General features: G+C 41.9%; 26 protein-coding genes. 17 read left to right on the top strand and 9 right to left on the bottom strand.

What is annotated here, in order from left to right; all coding sequences use genetic code 11:
* Positions 1-54: 54 nt before the first annotated feature.
* Positions 55-954 (bottom strand): tRNA 5-methoxyuridine(34)/uridine 5-oxyacetic acid(34) synthase CmoB, encoded by a 900-nt coding sequence (gene cmoB, locus SHALO_RS08550; RefSeq protein ID WP_069478164.1) that lies wholly within the window; start codon positions 952-954, stop codon positions 55-57.
* A gap of 6 nt (positions 955-960) precedes the next feature.
* Entirely contained in the window at positions 961-1,191 is a 231-nt protein-coding gene (locus SHALO_RS08545; protein ID WP_069478163.1) for a hypothetical protein, read from the bottom strand.
* A gap of 45 nt (positions 1,192-1,236) precedes the next feature.
* Between SHALO_RS08545 and SHALO_RS08540 the strand changes: the two genes are divergently transcribed.
* Positions 1,237-2,526 (top strand): M20/M25/M40 family metallo-hydrolase, encoded by a 1,290-nt coding sequence (locus SHALO_RS08540; protein WP_069478162.1) that lies wholly within the window; start codon positions 1,237-1,239, stop codon positions 2,524-2,526.
* Positions 2,527-2,529: 3 nt separating this feature from the next.
* Entirely contained in the window at positions 2,530-3,093 is a 564-nt protein-coding gene (locus SHALO_RS08535) for a thioredoxin family protein (RefSeq protein ID WP_069478161.1), read from the top strand.
* A 1-nt stretch (position 3,094) separates the two neighbouring features.
* Here SHALO_RS08535 and nth read toward each other — a convergent pair whose 3' ends face one another.
* Positions 3,095-3,736 carry an endonuclease III gene (gene nth / locus SHALO_RS08530; protein WP_069478160.1) on the bottom strand — a complete coding sequence of 214 codons (642 nt, stop codon included), beginning with the start codon at positions 3,734-3,736 and terminating at the stop codon, positions 3,095-3,097.
* 118 nt (positions 3,737-3,854) lie between these two features.
* Between nth and SHALO_RS08525 the strand changes: the two genes are divergently transcribed.
* From SHALO_RS08525 to mog, 6 genes are read left to right on the top strand one after another with little or no spacing between them, the layout of a single operon-like run.
* On the top strand, positions 3,855-4,667 hold the full coding sequence (locus tag SHALO_RS08525) for a peptidylprolyl isomerase (protein ID WP_069478159.1): 813 nt from the start codon (positions 3,855-3,857) through the stop codon (positions 4,665-4,667).
* A gap of 25 nt (positions 4,668-4,692) precedes the next feature.
* A complete protein-coding gene (gene fbaA, locus SHALO_RS08520; protein WP_069478158.1) occupies positions 4,693-5,769 on the top strand; it encodes a class II fructose-bisphosphate aldolase in 1,077 nt (358 codons plus the stop codon).
* A gap of 44 nt (positions 5,770-5,813) precedes the next feature.
* Positions 5,814-6,686, top strand: a complete 873-nt coding sequence (locus tag SHALO_RS08515) for a 1-aminocyclopropane-1-carboxylate deaminase (protein WP_069478157.1) — start codon at positions 5,814-5,816, stop codon at positions 6,684-6,686.
* A gap of 26 nt (positions 6,687-6,712) precedes the next feature.
* The gene (hisD, locus tag SHALO_RS08510) at positions 6,713-8,008 is read left to right on the top strand and encodes a histidinol dehydrogenase (RefSeq protein WP_069478156.1); all 1,296 of its coding nucleotides are present in this window, start codon (positions 6,713-6,715) and stop codon (positions 8,006-8,008) included.
* A complete protein-coding gene (locus SHALO_RS08505; protein WP_069478155.1) occupies positions 8,005-8,946 on the top strand; it encodes a ketopantoate reductase family protein in 942 nt (313 codons plus the stop codon). The genes hisD and SHALO_RS08505 overlap by 4 nt, the downstream gene beginning before the upstream one ends.
* Positions 8,943-9,470 (top strand): molybdopterin adenylyltransferase, encoded by a 528-nt coding sequence (gene mog, locus SHALO_RS08500; protein ID WP_069478154.1) that lies wholly within the window; start codon positions 8,943-8,945, stop codon positions 9,468-9,470. Before SHALO_RS08505 ends, mog begins: the two co-directional genes overlap by 4 nt.
* Before the next feature lie 66 nt (positions 9,471-9,536).
* On the opposite strand, the gene SHALO_RS08495 is transcribed toward mog, so the two are convergent.
* The 6 genes from SHALO_RS08495 to SHALO_RS08470 all read right to left on the bottom strand — a co-directional run bounded on the left by SHALO_RS08495 (position 9,537) and on the right by SHALO_RS08470 (position 16,901).
* Positions 9,537-10,601 carry a TRAP transporter substrate-binding protein gene (locus SHALO_RS08495; RefSeq protein ID WP_069478153.1) on the bottom strand — a complete coding sequence of 355 codons (1,065 nt, stop codon included), beginning with the start codon at positions 10,599-10,601 and terminating at the stop codon, positions 9,537-9,539.
* A gap of 34 nt (positions 10,602-10,635) precedes the next feature.
* The gene (locus SHALO_RS08490) at positions 10,636-13,266 is read right to left on the bottom strand and encodes a valine--tRNA ligase (RefSeq protein ID WP_069478152.1); all 2,631 of its coding nucleotides are present in this window, start codon (positions 13,264-13,266) and stop codon (positions 10,636-10,638) included.
* 107 nt (positions 13,267-13,373) lie between these two features.
* On the bottom strand, positions 13,374-14,171 hold the full coding sequence (locus SHALO_RS08485) for a GGDEF domain-containing protein (protein WP_069479381.1): 798 nt from the start codon (positions 14,169-14,171) through the stop codon (positions 13,374-13,376).
* 93 nt (positions 14,172-14,264) lie between these two features.
* Entirely contained in the window at positions 14,265-15,194 is a 930-nt protein-coding gene (gene cysK / locus SHALO_RS08480; protein ID WP_069478151.1) for a cysteine synthase A, read from the bottom strand.
* A gap of 21 nt (positions 15,195-15,215) precedes the next feature.
* Positions 15,216-15,629 (bottom strand): Rrf2 family transcriptional regulator, encoded by a 414-nt coding sequence (locus tag SHALO_RS08475; protein WP_025345037.1) that lies wholly within the window; start codon positions 15,627-15,629, stop codon positions 15,216-15,218.
* Positions 15,630-15,638: 9 nt separating this feature from the next.
* Complete coding sequence (locus tag SHALO_RS08470; RefSeq protein WP_069478150.1) at positions 15,639-16,901, bottom strand: O-acetylhomoserine aminocarboxypropyltransferase/cysteine synthase family protein; 1,263 nt, start codon at positions 16,899-16,901, stop codon at positions 15,639-15,641.
* A 418-nt stretch (positions 16,902-17,319) separates the two neighbouring features.
* On the opposite strand from SHALO_RS08470, the gene SHALO_RS08465 reads away from it, so the two are divergent.
* Genes SHALO_RS08465 through SHALO_RS08425 form a run of 9 tightly spaced genes read left to right on the top strand, consistent with a single transcriptional unit; the run spans position 17,320 to position 25,947 of the window.
* Positions 17,320-17,598, top strand: a complete 279-nt coding sequence (locus tag SHALO_RS08465) for a DUF2018 family protein (RefSeq protein WP_069478149.1) — start codon at positions 17,320-17,322, stop codon at positions 17,596-17,598.
* A complete protein-coding gene (locus SHALO_RS08460; RefSeq protein WP_069478148.1) occupies positions 17,591-18,046 on the top strand; it encodes a hypothetical protein in 456 nt (151 codons plus the stop codon). The genes SHALO_RS08465 and SHALO_RS08460 overlap by 8 nt, the downstream gene beginning before the upstream one ends.
* An 8-nt stretch (positions 18,047-18,054) precedes the next feature.
* Positions 18,055-18,951: a polyprenyl synthetase family protein gene (locus tag SHALO_RS08455; RefSeq protein ID WP_069478147.1), complete on the top strand. Its 897-nt coding sequence runs from the start codon at positions 18,055-18,057 to the stop codon at positions 18,949-18,951.
* Positions 18,951-20,255, top strand: coding sequence for a glutamyl-tRNA reductase (hemA, locus tag SHALO_RS08450; RefSeq protein ID WP_025345032.1), 1,305 nt, complete (start codon positions 18,951-18,953; stop codon positions 20,253-20,255). Before SHALO_RS08455 ends, hemA begins: the two co-directional genes overlap by 1 nt.
* Positions 20,252-21,955 carry a proline--tRNA ligase gene (locus SHALO_RS08445; protein ID WP_069478146.1) on the top strand — a complete coding sequence of 568 codons (1,704 nt, stop codon included), beginning with the start codon at positions 20,252-20,254 and terminating at the stop codon, positions 21,953-21,955. The genes hemA and SHALO_RS08445 overlap by 4 nt, the downstream gene beginning before the upstream one ends.
* Entirely contained in the window at positions 21,952-22,380 is a 429-nt protein-coding gene (locus SHALO_RS08440) for an FxsA family protein (RefSeq protein ID WP_069478145.1), read from the top strand. The genes SHALO_RS08445 and SHALO_RS08440 overlap by 4 nt, the downstream gene beginning before the upstream one ends.
* Positions 22,328-23,188 (top strand): DsbA family protein, encoded by an 861-nt coding sequence (locus SHALO_RS08435; RefSeq protein ID WP_145923249.1) that lies wholly within the window; start codon positions 22,328-22,330, stop codon positions 23,186-23,188. The genes SHALO_RS08440 and SHALO_RS08435 overlap by 53 nt, the downstream gene beginning before the upstream one ends.
* Entirely contained in the window at positions 23,185-24,129 is a 945-nt protein-coding gene (gene hemC / locus SHALO_RS08430) for a hydroxymethylbilane synthase (RefSeq protein ID WP_069478143.1), read from the top strand. The genes SHALO_RS08435 and hemC overlap by 4 nt, the downstream gene beginning before the upstream one ends.
* Before the next feature lie 9 nt (positions 24,130-24,138).
* Positions 24,139-25,947 (top strand): menaquinone biosynthesis decarboxylase, encoded by a 1,809-nt coding sequence (locus SHALO_RS08425; protein ID WP_069478142.1) that lies wholly within the window; start codon positions 24,139-24,141, stop codon positions 25,945-25,947.
* Positions 25,948-25,958 lie beyond the last annotated feature (11 nt).

Genomic DNA, 25,958 nt, shown 5'->3' with positions numbered 1-25,958 from the left:
ATTATTGTTATCAAACATTTGTTTTATTCTTTAGATGTGAGCAAATCGACTGATTTAACGTTTTGCTTTAATATAGACCCTTTGAGGTGCAGGGTAGCCTTCTATCGTCAAATCAGGATGAAGTGGGTCAAGAAAATGCTCCAAACTTTCACCGTAAATCCACTCGGTTTTACGCTGTTCAGAAGCATCGGTTTTTTTGATCTCTAGGACTTCAATGTCCTTAAATTTTGCACGTTCTAACCAATTTGTCAGAGCTGGAATGGTTGGCACAAAATAGACATTGGGAATTTTAGAGTAGGTTTTTGAGGGACAAAGTGCCACAGGGGTGTCTCCATCTACCATAAACGTATCTAAAATAAGCTCTCCATCAGGATTGAGTCCTTGGTAGAGTGCTTTAAGGGTTTGAATTGGGTCGCTTCGGTGGTAGAGAACGCCTAAACAAAAGAGGGTATCGAATTTATGTTCATACAAAGGCAGATGTTCAACGCCTAACATTTCGTAGACAATATCACTTTTGAGAAAATGGTTGATAAAATCAAACTGCGTTTTATACAAAGCAGAAGGATCAAACCCAACCAGTTTTTTAGGTTTGTGTGAAAGCATACGAAAGAGATAATAGCCGTTGTTACAGCCAATGTCTCCAACGATTTTGCCTTCCAAATTAAAATAGGGTTCTAAGAGATTGTACTTGATAAAGCTTTGCCATTCGGTGTCTATAAAGGTATTAAACAGCTCAAAAGGACCCTTTCGCCAAGGACGAAGGGCAAGGGTGTATTCTTTGATGATCTCTTTGTCAGAATCGTTTACATGTAAAGCATCTATGTGGATGCTATTGCCCAAAGTTGTGGTGATGTTTTCAATCTTAGGAAGAGAGGCGAGGGCTTCTCGCATCGGTGCAATATCTTTCCATTCTAGCCACGCTAGTCGCTCTTGGCGAATTTTATTTAAAGGCATACAGGCTTATTCAAACAGGCTTTTAGTGGCTTCAACACTCTTGTCGACCCCTTTTGAAACGCCATCGGTCACGGTTTTGTATTCAACCAAGTTTTCATCGCACTCTTTGTGGTAGATGCCCATACCATCGTAGTATTCTTTACAACCATTGTAGTAACGATTCGATACGCCTCGATCGTTAAAATAGAGACAACCTTGTAAAAGAAGTGCAGTGAGAAGGATTAATATTGTTTTCATGGGTTGTATAATAGCATTTCATTTATTAAATTTTCAAGGGTTTTGATGGAGCAAATAGTAGAACATTTTAGAGCAATTACCGCCATTCCTCGTTGCAGTTATCATACCACTCAGATGAAAGAGGCGATTAAAGCATTTGCGCAAACGCATGATTTTGTGGTGCTCGAAGATGCCATCGGCAATATCTTATGTCAAAAAGGTTCTCCCCAAGTCTGTTTGCAAGCGCATTACGACATGGTCTGCATTGGTGATACTCAAAACATAGAAATTGTAATAGAAAAGGGGATCATACGAGCCAAAAACTCTACGCTTGGTGCGGATAATGGCATGGGCATGGCGATGATGTTTTGGGCGATGGAGCATAACGAAAATCTTGAATGTCTTTTTACCGTCGATGAAGAGGTGGGACTTATTGGTGCGATGCAGTTTACTATGCCTTTAAAATCTGCATGCTTACTCAATTTGGATGCCGAAGAAGAGGGTGAAATTTACATCGGGTGTGCAGGTGGTGTGGATGTTATTGCCTCTTTGAGCCTTCAGTATGAACCTTTGGAAGATTTTGCGTATGTGTATGAGATTCACGCGTTTGATTTTTTAGGCGGACATTCGGGGGTTGATATTGATAAAAAAATCCCCTCCGCCATTAAAGCGCTTGGGTATGAGCTTTTAAACCAAGATGTCGTTTTGATCGCGCTAGAAGGCGGTGAGAGACGCAATGCGATTCCTAAGAGTGCAACGGCGATTGTGGCGTCCAAAACACCTTTACATGTAAACGATTCACGTTTACATGTAAAGCCTTTAGAGCGAAGTAATTATACGCATTTTATTGCAGCGTCCAATGCTATCATGAAAGCGCTTGGCGCGTTTGCACAAGGTGTTCGTGAGTGGGATAGGGTGCTTGATATTCCTTCGATGAGCATCAATCTGGGAGTGATTTCCAATAGCAATGGCGTGCTACGACTGGACTGCGCAGCTAGAGCGATGGATGATGAAAATTTGGCTATACTAGCAGGAGAAACAGAGGCGTTTTTTAAAGCACTTGGCTTTGACGTAACGCAAGAAGGTTGGCATGGTGCATGGAAGCCCGAAGTCACACCTTTTGCGCTTCGTGTTCAAGAAGCGATGCAGAGTATTTATGCGCATGCTCCTTTTAAAGCCATTCATGCAGGACTTGAGTGTGGTGAGTTGATTGCAAGACAACCTCAAAAAATCGAAGCGGTCTCCATAGGACCCACGATTCGTTATCCGCATTCTCTCAGAGAAGAGTGCGATCTTGTCTCTGTTTACAACACGGCTTCCATCGTTCAAAAAATTATAAATACCTACAAGGATTAAATCATGGCACTGGTACACTCTGCTTCACTTGAGCTTGGCAAAACACTCGAGCATTTTGAACTTGAAGATCCGAATGGAAAACGTTTTAAGAGTCAAGAACTGTTTGGAAAAGGTGGTTTTATGATCGCTGTGATGTGCAATCATTGCCCCTATTCCAACGCTATTTGGAAGCGGTTGATCACGGTGGCTGAATTTGCGAAAAAATTAGACATTGGCACCGTGGCGATCAATCCCAATATTCACCCTAATTACCCCGAAGATTCACCTTCACACATGCTTGATAAAATCGCTGAGATGAGCATCGACTTTCCTTATCTTATCGATGAAAACCAAGATGTCGCCAAAAGTTTGGGTGCAGTCTGCACGCCTGACATTTTTTTATTTGATGGTGACGCAAAACTCTATTATCATGGAAGATTGGATGATAACTGGCAAGATGCACGCAGTGTCAAAGAAGAAGAGCTTAGAGAAGCGGTGATGATGCTCTTTAGCAAACAAGATGCTCCCAAAGTGCAACACCCTTCGCAAGGCTGCTCTATCAAATGGATCGACACCGTTACGGGGTAATTTAGACCTTAAACGTTTGCGTTGTTTTACAATAGGCGTTTAAAAAACACGCTTCACACATGGGATGGACGGCTTTACAGGTGTATCTGCCAAAAAGCACCATCGCTTGGTGAAGGGTGTGCAGATCATTTTTAAAAATCTTCGTCAACTCCTCTTCGGTTTTAATCGCTGTTTTAGCGCTTGAGAGTCCCAAACGGTGTGATACACGAAAAACATGGGTGTCGACGGCCATTAAGTTGGCATTGGCGTATTCGATCATGACAACATGCGCTGTTTTTTGCCCGACACCTGCCAGACCCATCAGTTTTTGCTCATCCAAGGGAATTTCGCCATCATAGAGTTCGACCACTTTTTGAGCCATTTTAAGAAGATTGGTCGCTTTATTGTTGAAAAAAGAGCAAGAGTTGATGAACGATTTGACCTCATCAAGATCGGCAACGGAAAGTGACGCAGCATCAGGATAGCGCTCAAACAGCGCAGGGGTGATGAGATTGACCCGTTTATCGGTGCATTGGGCTGAGAGCATCACAGAGACTAAGAGTTCGTACAAAGAGCTGTATTTGAGTTCGGTAACGGCACTTTCATAGTGTTCTAAAAAAAGAGCTTTAATGGTGGCAATCTCTTTTTGGGTGGCTTTTTTCATTTCATTCTCATCTGTTTTTGAAAAATTATACCGACAATCCTTAAAATTAACATTTCATTTAAGAAATAGTAATAAGATTTGGGGTACAATACGCGTATTAATTTATAAAAGGATCTTAGTGAAAAAAGTTATTCTAAGCAGTATTGCTGCGGCAGTATTAAGTGTAAGTTTAAATGCAACCGTTTATGCAACTGTCAACGGTGAAGATGTGAACGATCAAGACATTGCAGTGCTTATGCGCGCAATGCAAGGTGCAAAGTTTGAAGAACTTCCCGCAGATGCGAAGCAAAAAATTGTTGAACAAGCAGTTGAGCGTAAACTTTTAACCACAGAAGCAACCAAAAGTGGTGTTGAAAAAGAGAAAGATTATGCTGAAGCGCTTAAGCGTATCAAAGCCGACCTTGCTCTTGAAGTTTGGATGAAAAAAATCTACGATGGCGTTAAAGTAGATGCTAAAGATGTGAAAGATTATTATGACAAAAACGCTGACAAATTTATGCAACCTGCAACGGTTAAAGCACGACACGTACTTGTTAAAACTGAGCAAGAAGCGAAAGATGTCATTAAAGAATTAGACGGTCTTAGTGGTCAAAAACTCAATGACAAATTTGTTGAGCTTGCAACGACTAAATCAACAGGACCTAGCGGTCAAGGTGGCGGTGAACTTGGTTGGTTTGCAGCCAATCAAATGGTAAAACCTTTCTCAGATGCAGCATTTGCACTTAAAAAAGGTGAAATCACTAAAACGCCTGTTCAAACACAATTCGGTTTCCATGTTATTTTAGTGGAAGATACCAAAGCAGCTGAAAAAGCAACGTTTGACGTGGTTAAAGCGCAAATTGAAAATGGCTTAAAAATGGAAAAATTCCGTATTCTAGTAGCCGATAAAGCTAAAACACTCAGAAAAAATGCAAAAGTAACGATCAAGTAATTCCAGATTAATCCAAAGGTAGTGTATGGTAAATGCGAAAATTTTTGATTTTGTAAAACCGGGTGTTGTTACAGGAAGTGATCTAGAGAAGGTTTTTGCGATTGCAAAAGCAAACCAATTTGCAATTCCTGCTGTCAATGTTGTGGGAACAAACTCGATCAATGCCGTTTTAGAGGCAGCCAAAGCGGCAAATTCTCCTGTAATTGTTCAATTTTCCAACGGTGGAGCTGAGTTTTATGCAGGAAAAGGTGTCAATGGACTCAAAGCGGGCGTACTTGGCGCCATCAGTGGTGCTTTACATGTACATACATTGGCTGAAGCGTACGGGGTTGCGGTGATTTTACATACCGATCATGCAGCGCGTAAACTGCTTCCATGGATCGATGAGCTTCTGAGTGCAAGTGAGATGCATTTTGCAAAAACGAACAAGCCCCTTTACAGTTCGCACATGTTGGACCTTTCCGAAGAGTCATTAGAGAAAAATGTACAAACCTGTGTTTCGTACCTCAAACGCATGAGCAAAATGGGGATGACCTTGGAGATTGAGCTTGGGTGTACAGGTGGCGAAGAAGATGGAGTGGATAACACCCACATGGATAATGCAGCCCTTTACACACAGCCACAAGATGTTGCGTATGCGTACGAAGAGCTTTTGAAAATCAGCCCTAATTTTACCATCGCAGCCTCTTTTGGTAACGTGCATGGTGTGTATAAACCCGGCAACGTCAATTTAACGCCAAAAATCTTAGATAATTCTCAAAAGTACATTGAGGAAAAATTTAAAACCGATGCCAAACCTGTGAATTTTGTATTTCACGGTGGAAGCGGAAGCGAACTTTCCGACATTCGTGAAGCGGTTGGTTATGGCGTCATCAAGATGAACATCGATACCGACACCCAATGGGCATTTTGGGAAGGAACAAAGGGATATGTTGAAAAATATGCACCGTATCTTCAAGGGCAAATTGGTAACCCTGAAGGTGATGATAAACCCAATAAAAAATACTATGATCCACGCAAATGGCTTCGCCCCGGTGAAGAGAGCGTTAAAAATCGTCTTTTAAAAGCCTTTGAAGACCTTAATTGCTTAAACCGTTGCTAATCCAAAGAAGCCCTAAAATAGGGCTTCTTTGTCTTTACATGTAAATGTTTTTCCCTCCTTCTCCTTTTGAAAAACGAACCTTCCAAAATCAGCTTTTTTACCTGAAACGCGATGATCTACTGAGTAAAGATTTTTCAGGCAATAAAGCGCGTAAATTTCACTTCTTTTTAACGCACGATTTCCCTCACATCACTCGTGTTGTAAGTTCAGGCTCCAATCAATCCAACGCCATGTATTCACTCTCTGTTTTAGCGCGCCTCAAAGGGTGGGAGTTTATTTATGTCTGCGATCATATTCCACGTTTTTTGAAAGACAATCCTATCGGTAATTACAAAGCAGCATTGGCAAATGGCATGAAGATGGTTGAATCGCTGACGCGCGAGGACGAAGTTTTAAACTGGCTTGATGCAAAGAGTTTACATGTAAACGAAGGTGGTAGGCAAAAAGAGGTGGAAGAGGGCATAAAGATTTTAGCGAACGAGCTTTTAGTCAATATTCAAACGCATTCCATTCCCAATCCTTATCTCTTTTTACCCTCAGGAACGGGCACAACGGCACTCTTTTTGCAAAAGCATCTTCCCTTTCCGGTCTTTACATGTAACACGGTTGGCGATAGTGCGTATTTGCAAAAGCAGTGGAAGATGGTTGAGCCTGAATTAGCGTCTTTGCCTATTATTTTAGAAAGTATGAAAAAGTATCATTACGGAAAATTGTACATAGAATTATATGTATTATGGCAGCATTTACGGGATGAAATGGGCGTGGAGTTTGATTTGGTGTACGATCCTGTCGGTTGGCAAACTTTATTGGAGCATCTTACATCACTTAATGGAACGCCCATTTATCTCCATCAAGGAGGAGTTTTGGGCAATACTTCTATGATTCAGAGGTATGCGCGTAAGGCAAATATGCTATAATAAAGCACTTATAAAGAGGATAAATCATGTTACTTTTAAAAACCAATGAAGTAAATTTTCAAGCCCAATTCGATGAACTTCTCCGTCGTGGGAATATGGATATGGAAAATGTCTCCAAAATTGTGGGAGGAATCCTTTCTGAGATTAAAGTTGAGGGCAATAGCGCCTTAAAAAATCATATTGAAAAATTCGATAAATGGCATGTTGGGAACGATGAAGCGCTTGAAGTTAAAACTGAAGAGATGAAAAAAGCCTATGATGCGTTGGATGTCAAACTAAAATCAGCGCTAGAATTGGCGTATAAACGCATTTACACGTACCATGAAAAATTGATGCCAAAATCTTGGCTTGATTTTGAAGACAATGGCACGGTTTTAGGTCAAAAAGTAACCCCAGTCGACCGCGCAGGGCTTTACATTCCTGGTGGCAAAGCGGCGTACCCAAGCAGTTTGTTGATGAACGCGATTCCTGCCATTGTGGCTGGTGTTAAAGAGATTGTGGTCTGTACGCCTGCGCCCAACAATGAACTCAATCCATTACTGCTTGCGGCGATGCACCTCTGTGGTATCACAAAGGCGTTTAAAGTTGGTGGGGCAAGTGCAATTGGCGCTATGGCGTATGGTACGCAAAGTATCCCAAAAGTGGACGTGATCACGGGACCGGGTAATATCTTTGTGGCGACGGCTAAAAAACTTGTTTTTGGTGACGTTAATATTGATATGATCGCAGGCCCTAGTGAAATTGGAGTGCTTGCTGACACGAGTGCCGATCCACATCTTTTAGCGATCGATCTGCTCTCCCAAGCGGAGCACGATGAGATGGCAAGTTCCATTTTGATTACTCCTTCGCTAGAGATTGCGGAGAAAACACGTACGGAAGTGTATGCGTGGCTTGAAACACTGGAACGTAAAGCGATTGCTGAAGTTTCAATCAAAGAGCGAGGTGCTATTATTGTGACCTCTTCGATGGATGAAGCGGTGGATTTGATGAATCAAATCGCTCCTGAACACTTAGAAATCGTCACATCACACCCATTTGATTTACTTCCTCGTATTCGCCATGCGGGTGCTATTTTTATGGGCGCATACACGCCTGAGCCAATTGGAGATTATATTGCAGGGCCAAACCACACGCTTCCAACGGGTGGTACTGCCAAGTTTTACTCACCACTGGGTGTTGAGAACTTCTTGAAGCGCTCCTCCATCATTAGCATGAGCAAGCAGGGCATTGATGAGATCGGTGAAGCGTGCGCACTTCTGGCACATACCGAAGGGCTTGGCGCGCATGAAGCGAGTGTGCGCGTTCGCCTCTCTTCCAAATGAACATTATCATCTTTGGCGCTGGTGGAGTAGGGAGCTACTTCGCCGCCAAATTATTAGAAGCTGGGCATGAGGTTTTGTTGGTCGCGCGAGGTGAGCATTTAGACGCTTTGCAGACCAATGGTCTTGTCCTCTCGCATCCAACGCTTCACTTCTCTCATCCTGTAAAAGCGTTAGATATGGAAGCGCTTTCGCACCTTGATCCACACCATTACGATGTGATTTTACTGCTGACAAAATCCACCGCAACACGCGAAGCCGCCGCTTCTTTGGCGCAGTGGCTTAAACGACAGATCATACCTCCTTACATTGTTTCTTTGCAAAATGGCGTTGAAAATGAGGCGATTTTATGCGACTATTTCGCGGAAGAGTTTGTCATAGGCGGTTTAACCCGTAAAATTGGTGCGCACGTTGTAGCTCCCGGATGCGTGAATGCGGTGGGGTCTGCTGAGACCATTTTAGGGATGATGCGCACAACCTCTGAGAATGAGACTTTTTTAGAAACGTTGGCAAAAACGTTTAATGAAGCGGGTATCCCGACGCAAACGACGTATGATATTGAGCAAGAACTTTGGAAAAAGCTTATCATTAACAACGGTGTGAATGCCTTGTGCGCGCTTTTGGGCGTCAAAACAGGCGTTTTATTTGATCACACGAAGCTCTCATCCATCGTGCAAGGCTTGATGCAGGAAACTGCCGCTGCCGCACGTGCTTTACTTGTAAAGATTACGGAGGCCGATGTTGAGGCGATGTTTGAACTCATAAAGCATTTTGATTCGATTAAACCTTCGATGCTGGTGGATTTGGAGCAGAATCGAAGCATAGAGATCGAGGAGATTTGTGGTGTCGTCATTCGCGCATTGCATCAAATCGGTGTGGATGCACCGTATACGAAAACGATTTCGACGTTACTTGAATTTAAATTAGGAGAAAAACAGTGAAAGCAAAAATTGGCATTTTAACCGTGTCTGATCGTGCGAGTGCAGGTGTGTATGAAGACCTCTCTGGCAAAGCCATTATTGCGACATTAAGCGAGTATTTAAGCTCTGAGTGGGAGAGTATCTACGAAGTGATTCCTGATGAGCAGAGTCTCATTGAAGAGGCTCTCAAAGATATGGCGGATGAGCAAGGATGTTGTCTGATTGTCACGACAGGAGGCACAGGACCTGCGCTTCGAGATGTGACGCCTGAAGCCACGGAAGTGGTGTGTGAGAAGATGATGCCAGGGTTTGGAGAGCTTATGCGTCAAGTCAGCCTCAAATACGTTCCAACCGCGATTTTATCACGCCAAACGGCAGGCATTCGAGGACGTAGTTTGATTATTAACCTTCCAGGAAAGCCAAAATCCATTCGTGAATGTTTAGATGCAGTCTTCCCAGCCGTTCCTTACTGCATCGATCTTTTAGAAGGACCGTTTCTTACATGTAACGAAGCAGTGATCAAACCTTTTCGCCCCAAAGCGTAAGCAACGAGGCAAAAAGAAGAGGGCTTTTACCTTTACATGTAAAACGGTAAAAGCCCTTATACTCTCTTATTTTTCGAGTTGTTTCAAATACCCGTATTCACCCATAAGTGTCCATGGTCTTACTTTTGCTAAGTAAGCACGTTGTGACTCTAAAATCTCTTTAAAAACAGGATCTTTAGCGGCTTGTTCATCTTCGATTTCGTGTGCAGCTTTTTTCAGTGCCGCCATGACATCGGAGGGAAATTGTTGGACTTTAACATTTGGATACTCTTTGGCAATATTCGCCCAAGCTTCTGCATTGGCATGCGTTGCTTGCTCCATTAACTGACTTCCCACTGAACGAATCGCCACTTCTAAGATCGCTCTTAAATCAGCAGGTAACGCTTCAATTTTCTTTTTATTGGCAAGCATTTGGATCTCACTTGCGGGTTCTTGCCATCCTGTGTAGTAGTAATTGGCGAGTTTATGAAAGCCCATAGAGAAGTCAAATACAGGGCTGATCCATTCAACTGCGTCAATGGTATTGCGTTCAAGTGCGGTATACAGCTCTCCTGGAGGGGTGCTCATCGCATTCACGCCCAGTTTTGCCATAACTTCACCACCTTGTCCTGGGATGCGGAATTTTAAGCCTTTAAGGTCTGCCAATGATTTGATCTCTTTTTTAAACCATCCACCCATTTGCATGCCTGTTGTTCCCATCGGATAAGAGATAAGCCCGTGTGCACTGTACACTTTTTCCGCCAACTCTTTGCCACCACCATGGTTATACCACGCATACTGTTCACTGATCAGCATACCAAAGGGAACCGTGGTAAAGAAGACCAATTTATAGTCTTTGCCTTTGTAATAGTACGAAGCGGTGTAGGCAAGGTCGTATTGACCCGCTTTTACCATGTCCATAACGCCAAAAGGGGATTTGTGTTTGTTGGGTGAATCAATCTTGATTTTTAAACGCCCATTGGACATCGTCTCAACGGTTTGTGCCAATGTTGCAGGCGCTGTTCCTAAAAAAGGTACTTGCTCTGCCCATGTTGTGGCAAGTGTTAAGGTGTAAACTTTGTCATCATTGGCTGCGTGTGCAAATGACATAACGCTTACCATCACACTCATTAGGGTTACAATAAAACGCATTCTTTCTCCTTCTTCCTTGTTATGATTCGTATTTTTAGATACTAAATGAGTTTAATTCGCTCTCAATTTTTGCCATTTTTGATTGGGCATCATCCAACCCTTTTTGATTCTCAGCGATGACCTCTTTGGGGGCATTGGCGACAAAACGTTCATTGGAGAGCATCCCAGAGAGTTTCATAATTTCTTTTTCAAGTTTAATTTTTTGATTGTTGAGTCGCTCAACGATGGGACCTAGATCAACGCCATCAAGGGGAATAAACACTTCAATATTATCGCCTACATCGGTTGCGGAGTTGGCTATTTTAGTCTCTGTAAAGTCGATATTTTCAACTTTTGCCAATAAACTAATGTATTTCAACGCATCTTTAAGGTTTGTTGTATCAGGTACTTTAATAAACGCATGTTCGATTTTTTTGTTTCCAAGGTCAATATTGGCTTTTGCACGACGAATTCCCACGATCGCTTCGATAACCAGCTCAAAGGTTTTCTCGATTTTCTCATCTTGTTTAAGTGCGTGAGGGTAGCGTTTTACCATGATGGATTCGCTCTCTTCAAGTGTTTGATCAGACAATTCTTGGTACAAAAACTCTGAGATAAATGGCATAAACGGATGGATCAACTTCATTGCCTCTTTAAAGATAGCTCCAAGCTCCACAATGGCTGGTTTGTCTGCTTTACTCAGCTCAATACCCCAGTCACAAAATTCGCCCCACAAGAAGCGGTAGAGTGTCGTTGCGGCATCATTAAAACGGTAATCGCTAAAGTGAGCGCGTACCTCTTCCATTGCCACAGCTAAACGGCTTTTCATGTAAGCACCCAGTGCCGTTTTTATCTCAATCGTTTCCAAATCGGGGAATGCGTTTGCATTCATAAGTAAAAAGCGTGACGCATTGTAGAGTTTGTTGGTGAAGTTACGAATTTGTTCCAGTTTTTCGCCGCTGAGTTTAATGTCGCGACCTTGAACCGCAAGGATGGCGAGGGTAAAACGCAAGGTGTCGGCACTGTATTCATCAATCGTCACCAATGGATCGATCACGTTGCCTTTACTTTTACTCATTTTTTGCCCGTGTTCATCTTTAACTAAAGCGTGGAGGTAAATATCTTTAAATGGAAGCTCACCCAGTGTATGTTCGCCTGAGAACATCATACGTGCAACCCAGAAGAAAAGAATGTCAAAACCAGTGATAAGGAGGGTATTGGGATAGAAATCTTTTAAGTCACTCTCATTCCACTTTTCACCTTTAAACACATCACCATTTTCCCAACCTAATGTTGAAAAAGGCCAGAGACCTGAACTAAACCATGTATCGAGTACATCAGGGTCTTGATGTACTTTCGCACTTTTGCATTTTGGGCATTTATGCTCACTCTCTTTTTCACTTGCCCACTCGTGTCCGCACTCATCGCAGTAGAAAACAGGGATTTGATGTCCCCACCAGAGTTGACGAGAGATACACCAATCACGAAGCTCTTTCATCCATGCATTGTACGAATTGAGCCAATGGCTTGGGTAAAATTCCGCTAAGTGCTCATTGACTTTTGCAATCGCACCCTCAGCGATCTCTTTTTTGACAAACCACTGTTTAGAGATGTAAGGTTCCACCACATTTTTACAACGATAACAGTGACCCACTTGGTTTTCATAATCTTCAACTTTATCGACAAAGCCTTCACTTTGGAGTTTTGCCATAATAGGAGAGCGCGCTTCAAGACGTTCTAAGCCTTGAAATTCACCACAGTAGTCATTTAAAATACCATTGCTATCAAAAATAGTGATGAATTCTAAATCATGGCGCTTACCGACATCGTAGTCGTTGATGTCATGCGCAGGCGTAACTTTAACACAGCCGGTTCCAAAGCTCATATCGACATGTTCATCGGCAATAATCTCAATTTCACGACCAATCAGTGGTAAAATAACTTTTTGACCCACGAGATGCTTGTAGCGCTCATCGTCTGGATGAACCATAACGGCGGTATCGCCAAAGTAGGTTTCAGGGCGCGTGGTGGCGACAACCAAACACTCTTTGGAGTCTTTCAGAAAGTATTTGAGATGGTAGAGTTTGCCTTTGTGGGTTTCATATTCCACTTCGATGTCACTGAGTGCGCCATCGTGCGTACACCAGTTAACCATGTAGTTGCCACGAACGATAAGACCCTCTTTGTAGTACTTAACAAACGCTTTTTTAACAGAGTTTTTGAGTCCATCATCCATCGTAAAGCGTTCTCTACTCCACGCAGGAGAGGTGCCAAGTTTACGCATTTGATTGAAAATCTGACCGCCGCTGTACGCTTTCCATTCCCAGACTTTCTCTAAGAATTTCTCACGCCCAAGCTCTTCTTTTTTAATGCCTTGCGCCAAAAGTTGTTTTTCAACGACGTTTTGTGTCGCAATGCCTGCATGGTCCATGCCCGGTTGCCATAACGTTTTAAAACCATCCATGCGTTTGTAACGCGTAATGATGTCTTGCAAGGTAAAGGTAAGCGCATGTCCGATGTGGAGGCTTCCCGTGACATTGGGAGGTGGCATCATGATACAGAAGTTTTTGCCTTCTTCTTGAATCATTTTATTGCCATCGATCTCAAAATAGCCTCTTTGTTCCCAAATAGCGTAAAAACGTTCTTCAATCTCTTTGGGGTTGTAAACGGTGCTTTTTTCACTCATGAGTCTGTGTGCCTTCTGTATTTTTTGGGAGATTATACAAAAATGGGGGTAAAAGCTTGATTAATAGACTTCTTAGTATAAGAAGCAAAGCAGAGTCTTAATGTTTTTTAAGCAATGTACGTAGCGGTGTTTTTGCCGGCTTCTTTAGAGATGTAAAGCGCTTGATCGGCGCGTTGAAGCATCGTTTTAAAATCATCTTCATTTTTGTACGCGGTGTAGCCAATGCTCAGATTGATTTGAAGGTCTTGTATCTCATTATTGCGTATTACGGGGATCATCTTATGGTTAAATTCATTTAAGATGCGATTGACAATGGTTGAAGCAGCCTCTTTATCCGGATCAACAATACAGATAATAAACTCATCGCCACCAAAACGTGCAATGGTATCAGATTCTCGTAAAAGACGTTGCAAGGTATCAGCGGTTGTTTTAATCGCATCATCACCTACAAGATGCCCATAGGTATCATTAATAGGTTTAAAATCATCAATATCTAAAATCACCAAAAAGAGGTGATTTTTTGTGCGTTTAACTTTTTGAATCTCTTTTTGAAAAATCTCCATAAACATTAAACGGTTGTACAATTTTGTCAGTCCATCGTAATGGGAGAGGTTTTCAACTTCAAGGTAAGATTTTTTTAAAAATGTGGTCAAAAAAACAATTAAGATAGAGAGGGTAATGGAAAATAAGAAGGAATAAAAAAGGGCACTATTGACAATCGCTTGCTGCTCTAAAAGATGCTGGTTATCTAAAAGCGTCGAGATAGAAAACATATTTTTATTCTGTTCGAGATGTTTTTCATGCAGAATTAAAACGGGTATTGAACTGATAAAAAGATTGACAACAAATGTGATTGAGCCTAATAAAATAGGCTTCTTAAGCATAATGCTCGGTATTCTTTTCATGACGTACATATGCCCCTTTTGCGTTGGGAAAATAGTACCATAAAATCCGTTAAAGGTAAAAGAAAAAGGAATGGTTAAACAAGAGAGTCGTTTTCACGACTCTTTGTATTCATACAGACCAGCGCTTAAGTAACGCTCACCCGTGTCACATAAAATAGTCACAATTGTTTTACCTTTGTTTTCCGCTTGTTGTGCAATAGCTGAGGCTACATAGACATTGGCACCTGCAGAAATTCCTACCAATAAACCTTCTTGTTTGGCAAGATTACGTGATGTTTCAATGGCATTTTCATAACTGACTTGAATCACTTCATCGTAGATTTTTGTATCAAGTACAGCGGGTACAAACCCTGCACCGATACCTTGAATTTTGTGCGGTCCTGGTGCTCCACCTGAAAGAACAGGCGATGTGTCTGGCTCAACGGCGATAATTTTAATATTAGGATTAAGCTCTTTGAGTCTTTTTCCTGTGCCTGTAATCGTTCCACCCGTTCCTACCGCAGCCACAAAAATGTCTATTTTCCCATCGGTATCTTTCCAAATTTCTTCGGCTGTGGTGGCGTAGTGAATCGCTGGATTGGACTCATTGGCGAATTGTTGTGGTACAAAAGAGTTAGGTGTCTCTTTGGAAAGTTCCGTCGCTTTTTCTACCGCACCTCTCATACCCAGTGTTGGCTCTGTTAACACGAGTTCTGCTCCAAGTGCCGCCAAAAGTTTGCGACGCTCTAAGCTCATGGAACTTGGCATGGTAAGAATGAGTTTTAATCCAAGACTTGCACATACCATCGCCAGACCAATGCCTGTATTGCCGCTGGTTGGTTCGATAATGATTGAGCTGTGGTCAATTAAGCCTTTTTCTAAAGCGGTTTTAATCATGTTAAAACCAATACGATCTTTAACGGAGTGTGAAGGGTTAAGAAATTCGCATTTCCCAAGAATCAACGCGTTTGACGCATTGGATAAATGGTTAAGTTTAACAAGGGGTGTGTTTCCAATAAGTTCTGTTACGTTTTGTGCATACATAAGAATCTCCTTAAGTTAGATTTAGATGCTATAGTTTAGTTGGGTACTAAGACGTTGTGAATAGACTTCAAATTCGGATAAAGGCACGTTAAAAATCTCTTGGATTTTATGATTGCTCTCTTCGTAAAACATTCGAAGTACAGGGTCTTTCACGTCCACATCAGTGACAACAAGATTGCCTTCTAACGCAATAAGAATATCTTTGATCAAAATATCTTCTGCATTCTGAGCTAATAAATAGCCTCCATAAGCGCCTCTGACACTGTTGACAAGCCCTGCTTGACGTAGCAGAATCAAAAGCTGTTCTAAATAGTTTTGGGGAATTTCAGCGCGTGCTGAAATCTCCTTGATTTGTAACGGTTTGGTGCTTTTTGCTAAAAAAAGCTGGTACATGGCACTTAAGCCATACATGCCTTTGGTTGAAAGTAGTGACATAGCCTCTCCTTAACCGAGTGCAATTTTGAGATCCGAGATAAGATCATCTGCATTTTCAAGTCCAATGCTAAGGCGAATGAGTCCTGCTTTAACGCCTGATTTTTCTAATTCCTCTGTTGAAAGCTGTTGATGCGTGGTGCTCGCTGGATGCGTAATGATGGATTTTGAATCACCAATGTTGACCACAACGGAGAAAATTTTAGTGCTGTTTAAAATATGTTTTGCAAATTCAAAATCTTCCACTTCAAAGCTTAAAAGTCCTGATGTTTGAGCGTCGGTAAAGTAATGTTTTGCTCTTACATGTAAAGGGTCACTCTCCAATCCTGGATACGAGACTTTTTTCACTTTTGGATGAGAATTTAGAAATGATGCTACTTTATGCGCATTGCGTGAATGCTCTTTTACACGAAGCGATAACGTCTCAAGACCTTGAATGAGTAACCACGAGTTAAAGGGCGCAATAGTCGCTCCGATGTCACGAATGAGTGAAAGACGAATCCTTAGTGAAAAGATCGGGAATGGTAAGGTCGCGTAAATTAATCCATGGTAACTCTCATCGGGCTCATTAAATTGTGGATAACGTGGGTTGCCAATGAGCTTTGCATTGAGCCCTTTGGCTTCCACAACCAAACCACCCATCGCACTGCCTTGACCGGAGATGTATTTGCTTGCGCTGTGAACACTCACATCAATGCCATGATTCAGCGGTTGAAACAGAATTGGTGTTGCTACGGTGTTGTCCGCAACGGTAATAATGTTGTATTTTTGAGCGATTGAGACAATTTTTTCAATATTGGGGATCGCAATTTGAGGATTTGAAAGCGTTTCAAAGAAAATCGCTTTGGTTTTATAATCAATCAATGCTTCCAAATCATCGGCATGGTCGCTCTCAAAGACTTTTGCGGTAATGCCAAAACGTTTAATGGTATGGGTTAAAAGCGTGGTTGCTCCACCGTAAATTTTCTTCGCAACAAGGATGTTATCGCCAGCTTCTGCAAGATTGGCAATCGCAAAAAAGATCGCAGCTTGACCGCTTGCTGTTGCAATAGCCGCTTCACCATTTTCAACCGCTGCAATTCTAGCTTCAAGAACATCGGTTGTTGGATTGTTTAGACGTGTATAGATGGGTCCAAGTTCTTTGAGTGCAAAACGGTTTGCTGCAGTCTCGGCACTTCCAAAATCATAGGCGGTGGTTTGGTAGATAGGAACGGACATAGTGCCAAATTGCTGTTTGTCATAGCCATAATGCAGAGCAAGTGTTTCTTGATTCATTTTTAATCCTTTTTGTTTCGTTGCTGAAAGTATAGACTAATTTTTTTTCAATGTCAAGTAACTTTATCAAATAACTAATGATTAAAAAAGTAGAGATTGTTTTTTAAAAGAGGGAAGGGCGGCAAAAGCATTTTTCATCTTTACATGTAAAGCCTAATGGATGAGAAATAATACTTCTAGTGCTTCCAACGTCTCAAAAACTAACTCGCTTAATTGTAAAGATTATTATACATATAATTTTATGTAAATAGCCTTTTTTAGGCATTAACACAACATAGTTTTTGAAGTATTAAAGGAGTGCTTACTAACGCTTTGTTAGTAAAAAATGCTTCTCTAACGTATGCAATCCATCTTTTTCTTTTTCAGATGAGACAAGCTTTAGTGTGCTATAATCTTCTTTTTTGAATGAGGAGAAACGATGTTGTACGAAGACGAAGATGACTTTTTTATGGGAAGTCCTAGAAGTAAATTTTTTGATATTCTCTTTAATGCCAACAAAGAATTGGTGAAGACAAAGCTTTTAGAGATCGTGGATCGTTACAGCGCTATGGAAATTTTGCTTGAAAAGCAGGTCGGTGTTGATGCCCTTGAGGGGATGATCCGTACGGTTTTAATGGATGAAATGGACGCGGTGGTTGAACACAATAACGATCTGTTTATTAGCAGTGTTGGGGAAATTTTAACCCAAAATGAATAAAAGCGTATTTTGGCTGTTCCTTTTGTGTTCCTATGCTCTTTGCGCACCCATTGAGTACGAATATGAGCATAAATTTATCCTCAAAAAAGATGCACCAGGATTGGTTTTGATCAATCATAAAGAGGTTACCAAAAAGCCAACCGCTGAAAATCCCAATAACGAATACCTCTTAAAACTTCGTTGGACGCTCTTTACCAATAATATGTTGACTCTTTTAGTCAACTATAGAGGCTACCCAACACAGTATGTTTTAGAGAAAAAATACCCTTTACAGAGCATTATTGTTCCGCTTTTGCCCGATGGAAATAACAAGATGATTGCGCAAACCTATGCAAAAATTGTCTTTAATGACTTCGATCAAAGAAATAAAGAGGCAATTTTAGATATATTTATAGAAGATAATCAACAACGCATAGAAGTTGAGTTTAAACCAAAAAAGAAACCGTAGGAACGCACGTGTTAGGAAAAGTTGAAAATTTGATGGTCGAGATGGTCACTTCTTTGGGTGATCCACGCAGTGTTGAGCTCTTTCACAGAGTTCCTAAAGGAAAACGTTTACGCGCAAAGCTCATTTTAAAGATTGCAGGGCTCAGTGAGGATTCGCTCAAACTTGCAGCGATTGTTGAGTTGATTCATGCGGCAAGTTTACTGCACGATGATGTGATCGATGATGCGTTTACAAGACGAGGTGAAGAGTCCATCAATGCGCTTTTTGGCAATAAAACCGCCATTATGTTAGGCGACATCCTCTACTCTAAAGGCTTTAGTGAACTCACCTTTTTGCCCAAAGATGTTGCGTACAGCATCGCAAATGCAGTAGCACTGCTTTCCGTGGGTGAACTGTTAGATGTAGAGCTTTCGCAAACCTTTAATGAGAGTGAAGAGCGTTACTTTGACATGATCTACAAAAAAACAGCTTCACTCATAGAAGCTTCCGCCAAAGCCGCAGCACTCCTTGCTGGCAAAAATGGCGATATTTATGCACTTTACGGTAAAAACTTGGGGCTCGCTTTTCAAATTATTGATGATATTTTAGACATTACGCAAAGCAGCGAAACCCTTGGAAAACCTTCGTTAAATGATTTTAAAGAGGGCAAAACGACATTACCGTATCTTTACATGTACCGCGCATTAAACGCTGAAGATCAAACCAAACTTCTCTCCTTTTTTCAACAAGAGCTTGGTGAGGCAGACAAAGTGTGGATTAAAACTAAAATGAATGAAACAAAAGCGCTCCAAGACGCCATTGCGTATGCGAGAAGGCTAGGAATGGAAGCGCTAGACGTGATTGAAAACGAAGAAGATGTGGGCTTAAGCTCCATTATAAAAGAGATGATCGAGAGGAATTTTTAATGCACTATCTTACGATTAGTTTTACACACAAAAACACAGATATTAGCATTCGTGAAAAATTAGCGTTCAATTCAGAAGAAAAATGTCGCCATTTTATGGGAACGTTGATTGGCTGTGCGGCGGTAAATGAAGTGATTTTACTCTCTACATGTAATCGTGTGGAGATCATCACAAGTGTCACAGATTGCCAATCGGCTTTGGGCGATTCATTTGATCTTTTAAGCCATGTTGCCAATGTAACACGCGAAGAGTTAGAAGAACATGCGGACATTTATGAAGACAATGGAGCCATTCATCATCTTTTCACGGTCTGTGCTTCCTTAGATAGTCTGGTGATTGGTGAGACGCAAATTGCAGGACAACTCAAAGAGGCGTTTAAATTTGCCTTTGAAAACAACTACTGTGGTCAAAAGCTAGGACGTGCGATGCACCATGCCTTTCGCTGTGCCGCAGAAGTGCGAAGCCGCACCGACATTTCCAAAAGCCCCGTCTCCGTTTCCAGCGTTGCGGTCAATAAAGCCAAAGATCTTCTAGGCAGCATTGGCGGGCTCAGTGCGTTGGTTGTAGGCGCAGGTGAGATGAGTCAGCTAGCCGCCAAGCATCTGATCTCCAATGGGGTCAATGTCATTATCATCAACCGCAATCTTGAGCATGCTCAGGCTTTAGCAACAGAGCTTGGAGAGCTTGCAACCACAGCGCCTTATTCAAAACTCACAGAATTTATCAACCGTTACCGTCTTGTCTTTACCGCAACAGGCGCACCTCACAGTGTGATTAGCGATGACATGGTCGAAGAGAAAGAGTTTTCACGCTATTGGTTTGACATCGCGGTTCCTCGTGATATTGACATTAAAGAGCATGCGAATTTGCACGTTTTTGCGGTCGATGATTTGGAAGAGATCGTGACGAGAAACATGTCACTTCGTGAAGAGCAAGCCAAAATTGCGTACAGCATCGTCGGTCGCTCAACAATGGACTTTTTCAAATGGTTGCAAAGCATGTGCGTCGATCCGATCATCAAAGAGATTCGTGATCATGCGAAAGAGTGTTCATTGCAGGAGCTCGAAAAAGCGGTCAAAAAAGGGTATATTCCTGAAGAGTTGCAAGATCAAGTTTCCAAAGTACTGCACCATGCCTTTAACTCTTTTTTACACTCCGCTACCAAAAACCTCAAAGAGGTCGCTGAAAAGCCAGAGGCTGACACGATCGTGCAAGCGGTTCAATATATTTTTAATATTAATGAAGACCAAACAAAGCGCATGAATATGTACAAATGCGAATACCAAATGGGGGGAATAAAATGAGATTTTCAAAACTGTATGCACCAACAACGAAGGATGCACCCAAAGATGCAACACTTCCAAGCCATCAATTCTTGGTGCGTGGCGGTTTTATCTCGCAAGTAGGAAGTGGACTGTATAACTTTTTGCCAATGGGAAAAATCGTTTTTGACAAAATCAAAAATGTCGTTAAAGAAGAGATGGATGAAACAGGTGCCCAAGAGATCCAAATGGATGTGGTCACACCTGCAGAACTCTGGAAACAAAGTGGTCGTTACGATGTTTTTGGCAAGGAGTTGTGTCGCTTTAAAGATCGAAAAGAGAATGAATTTGTACTAGGGCCGACCCATGAAGAGGTGGTGGTAGACATCGTTCGCAACCGCATCAATAGCTATAAACAATTACCTCTGCATTTGTATCAAATTACCACAAAATTCCGCGATGAAGCGCGTCCTCGCTTTGGACTGCTTCGAGGTCGCGAATTTACGATGAAAGATGGTTACAGCTTCCATGAAGATGAAGCGTGTATGAAAAGAGAATTTGATGTCATGGAAAAAACGTATACCAAAATCTTTACACGCTTAGGACTTGATTTTAGAGCCGTAGAAGCGGACAGTGGCGCCATTGGTGGTAGTGGGAGTAAAGAGTTTATGGTGCTCGCACAAAACGGGGAAGATGACATCGTTGTGTGCCAACAATGCTCGTATGCTGCGAACATCGAAGCGGCAAAACGTGCGCCTAAAACCACGACAGAAGAAGCTCCTGAAGCCAATCTTTCCAAATTCAAAACGCCTGATATGAAAACCATTGAGGATGTCTGCAATTTTTTCAAAGTTGATCCTTTTTACAGCATTAAAGCGGTGGTTAAAAAAGCCGTCTATGTCGATAAAGAGGAGGTGGTTGTTTTCTTTGTACGAGGCAATGACGAACTTCAAGAGACCAAAGCACAAAATGCGTGTGGTGCGTTGGATCTTTTAGATGCTTCTTTGGAAGAGGTCGAGAGAGCAGGGCTCAAAGCCGGCTTTATAGGACCGATTGGACTAGAATGTGTAAAATTTTACATAGATTTAGAGCTCAAAGAGGCTAAAAATCTTATCTGCGGTGCCAACGAAACAGACTTCCACATGGTCGGTGTCTCCATGTTTAACTTTAACGAAGATCGCTATAAAGACCTTGTGAGTGTTAAAGCAAATGATCGTTGTGCGTGTTGTGGCGGAGAGCTTGGAGTGACCAAAGGCATTGAAGTAGGGCACATCTTCCAACTCGGACAAAAATACGCTAAAGCAATGGGCGCAACTTTTTTAGATAAAAATGGTAAAGCACAACCTTTCTTTATGGGTTGCTACGGTGTTGGCGTGAGTCGCTTGGTTGCTGTGATGATCGAAGCAAGTCATGATGAAAAAGGGTGCATTTGGAATAAACAAACCGCTCCATACCTTTTAGACATCATTGTCTCTAATGGTAAAGATGAGGCTCAAAGTGCGTATGCGGAAGAGATGTATACGGCTTTAAAAGCGGAGCGCTTGAATGTACTTTTAGATGATCGCAATGAGCGTTTTGGTTTTAAAATGAAAGATTATGAACTCATTGGACTTCCTTACGCACTGATTGTGGGGAAAGAGCTTGATGAGGGATTTGTTGAGATTGTTGAGCGAAAAACATTGGAGAAAACTGTTGTCAAAAAAGAAGATGCCCTTGCAAAACTAAGGGAGCTTTTAGCGTGAAGTATTTTTTGATCTATCTCTTTTTAGAAGTGATGGTCTCTTTAAATATTGGCTCTCAGATTGGGGTGATGGCAACGTTTGGTGAACTTGTTATTTCAGCCCTTTTAGGTGGAATTTTGCTTGCCAATTTCCGCCTAACTCTGATGCAAAACCTCAGTGCTCTGATGCAAGGCGAGATCAGCCCCTCTTCATTTCAAAGACTCAATCTTTGGGCGATTGTAGGCGCCATTTTATTGATATTACCAGGCTTTTTAGGCGATATAGTAGGCTTACTTTTACAGTTTAGCTCACTGGTGACTTTAATCGTTTCAAAATTCTTACATGTAAAAGATGAAACCCCCACAACAACGCATTTTAAACAAGGAGATCACGATGAGATCATTGATGTTGAAATTATTGACGATAGCCATCAGCTTAAGCAGTAGTACGCTTTTTGCCGCCGTTACTGCTTCTGATCTTGATACCAAAGTAACGACATTTTTACAAAAATCTATTGCGCCTAATGAAAATTATACGTTTGATAAAGTGGTGATTGTCAAAAAAGAGGCGATGAAAGAGATGCCCGAATGGATGGTCTATTTTGTCCGAATTGATCTTAATTTGACTAAGCAAGAGGGCAAAAAACTCTCCGTCAATGACATGGTCTTTACCGATGGTAAAATTTTGAGTAAAGATTTTGCTGATCTTGGCAGTGGTCGAAGCATTAAAGGGAGTTATTCGCTCGATGTAGATGCTTCCGCGTATAATAAAGAGCATCTTTTAGCAGGAAATCTTAATGCACCGCATAAACTCGTTGTTTTTAGTGACCCTCTCTGTCCTTTTTGTATGGATTTTTTACCCGAAGTGATTGCCGATGTGGAAGCCAATCCGCAAATGTTTGCACTGTTTTACTACCATTTTCCACTCAACATTCACCCAGCAGCGCCTACATTGGTGAAAGCGATGATTTTAGCCGAAGAGCAGGGTGATAAAGCGATTGTAAAGAAAGTGTACAAAGAGTTTTTTGATATAAAAATCAGCGATGAAAAGGCAATTTTAGAACTTTTCAACACAGCGTTAAATAAAAATTTCACCGTTGATCAGATCAATCAAGCGCACATTCTTCAAAAACTAAACCAAGACCACGAGCTTGCCACAGCACTCATGGTCAATGGTACGCCAACCATCTATCTGGATGGTAAAAAAGACGATACAAAACGAAGCTACAGAAAATTTATAAAAGAGTCTAAATGAAAAAACTCATTATTGCAACCCGTGGAAGTAAACTTGCCCTTTGGCAGTCCGAATTTGTCAAAGCGGAACTTGAAAAAGCGCATCCTGGTCTTGAGGTCGAACTTTCCGTTATGATGACCAAAGGCGATAAAATTTTAGATGTCGCTTTAGCAAAAATTGGCGGCAAAGGGCTCTTTACCAAAGAGCTTGAAGAGGCGATGCTTCGTGGTGAAGCACACATTGCTGTACACAGTCTCAAAGATGTTCCTATGGCGTTTCCAGAGGGTTTAAAACTGGGCGTCATCACCAAGCGTGAAGACGTCCGCGATGCGATGCTTTCTGAAAAATATGCTTCGTTAGAAGCGCTTCCTCTTGGAGCGGTCGTTGGAACGACGAGTTTAAGACGTCGCATGCAACTTTTAAAACTTCGTCCTGATTTTGTGATCAAAAATCTTAGAGGCAATGTCAATACCCGTATTCGCAAGCTCAAAGAGGGTGAATTTGATGCGATCATCTTAGCCAGTGCAGGCATTAACCGTTTGGGTTTGAGCGCAGAGGTGAACTATTTTACGCCTATCTCCAAAGAGGTAATGATCCCCGCTTCTGGGCAAGCCGCACTTGGGATTGAAATTGTCTGCGATGCCGAGGTTGAACGTTTGGTCTCCGTGCTGAATGATGAAGATGCCATCATCGAAACACGCGTAGAGCGCGACTTTGTCACCATCCTTGAAGGCGGTTGCCAAGTGCCTATTGGTGTGAACGCAGAATTGTGTGGCGATGCTTTACATGTAAAAGCGATTTTAGGACTTCCCGATGGCTCTGAAATGCTCAGCGAAGCGATAACCACCACACGCGCAGAGTATGCAAGTGTGGGCAAAGCATTGGCACAAAAAGTCATTGATAGAGGAGCGAAAGCGCTCTTGGAACGTGCGGAACAGATCGCGCTAAACGAAATTTTTTAAAGGCAGAAAATGCAGCGAATCATTGACCTTCTACGCCAAAACGATCTTTTACATGTAATCGATACTGAGCTTGATATTGATCTAGAAATTCCGCATTTGGCTTATATTGAAGTCAAAAAAGCGGATTCAAAAGCGCTTTTATTTACCAAACCTGTGAGTAAAAGACTGGGTAAGAGCTTTGATATGCCAGTGCTGATGAATGTATTTGGCTCCGATAAAGCGACCGAGCTTATTTTTGGTAAAAATCCCAACGTCGTGGCAAAGCAGATCGAATCACTCATGCACATGAAACCGCCAACGTCTTTTATGGATAAAATGGGCATGCTCGGCACACTGTTTAATCTTAAAAATGCGCTTCCAAAACGACTGAAAGGTAAGGGTGTTTGTCAAACAAAAGTGTATGACGAGCCAAATCTCTATGCTTTCCCCATTTTAACCACATGGAGCGAAGACGGTGGTCCGTTTATCACGATGGGGCAGGTTTACACACAAAGTTTGGATGGAACGAAACAAAATCTAGGTATGTACCGCTTGCAAGTTTACGATAAAAACCGTTTGGGTATGCACTGGCAGATTCACAAAGATAGCGCACATTTCTTTCATGAATACCAAAAAGCGGGTAAAAAAATGCCTGTGAGCATTGGAATTGGGGGCGATCCACTTTATATTTGGTGCGGACAAGCGCCGATGCCGATTGGGATGTTTGAACTTTTACTCTATGGTTTTATCAAAGACAAAAGTGCTCGCCTTGTCAAATCACTGACCAATCCTATTTATGTGCCTGAAGATGTGGATATTGTTATTGAGGGTTGGGTTGATCCTAGCCTTATGGAGATCGAAGGACCTTTTGGCGATCATACAGGCTATTACACGCTTAAAGAGCCGTATCCTGTGATGGATGTGACCTGCATTACATGTAAAGAAAAACCTGTTTATCAAGCGACCGTTGTGGGGAAACCTCCTTTGGAAGATAAATACATGGGTTGGGCAACGGAGCGCATCTTTTTACCGCTTTTAAAAACGACAGCTCCTGATCTCATTGATTACAACATGCCTGAAAATGGTGTGTTTCATAACTTCATTTTAGCCAAGATGAATGTGCTCTATCCTGGACATGCAAAACAGTTTATGCACGCGTTTTGGGGTGTAGGACAGATGAGTTTTGTTAAACACGCCATTTTTGTCGATGAAAATGCTCCTGACTTAGATGATTACGAGCCTTTGAGCGACTACATCTTAAATCGCGTCAGTGCGAAACGCTTGCTTATTAGCGAAGGTGTGTGCGACGCGCTGGATCACGCTTCTCCAAATGCTCTTTTTGGTGGGAAACTCGGTGTGGATTGTACCGGTGGTGTGATCGACGCGCCTTCAAAAACCATTTTGAGCGATAGAGATCTTCTTTTTAAGGTCACAACCTTGGTTCCCGAAGTTTCTGCGCTCAAACAGTACAAAACACAGACGAAAACACCGATTACCGTTATGACCATTTCTAAGAAGAGGGCAGGTAAAGAGGTGTATGAAGCGCTCAAACCTTTAAAAGAGCATATGAAACTTTTGATCGTGGTGGATAATGAGGGCAATAGCGTGGATAATGCCTATATGCTGATCTGGCGCGTGGTCAATAACATCGATGCACTTCGCGACATTTTTGTCGAAGAGGAGTTTATTGGCATTGATGCAACGACCAAAAATGATCTTGATGGCTACACCAGAGAGTGGCCAAAAGACACTGATTGCGATCAAAAAACGATTTTGCGCCTGATAGAGCTTGGTTTGGTTGAAAACAATCCTGCCTTTTTAAAACACTTCCATATCTAGTCTCTTTTTTA

It is taken from the genome of Sulfurospirillum halorespirans DSM 13726, assembly GCF_001723605.1.
In the GTDB taxonomy this organism is placed as follows: Bacteria; Campylobacterota; Campylobacteria; order Campylobacterales; family Sulfurospirillaceae; genus Sulfurospirillum; species Sulfurospirillum halorespirans.
This window is presented reverse-complemented; position numbering and strand designations above follow the sequence as displayed.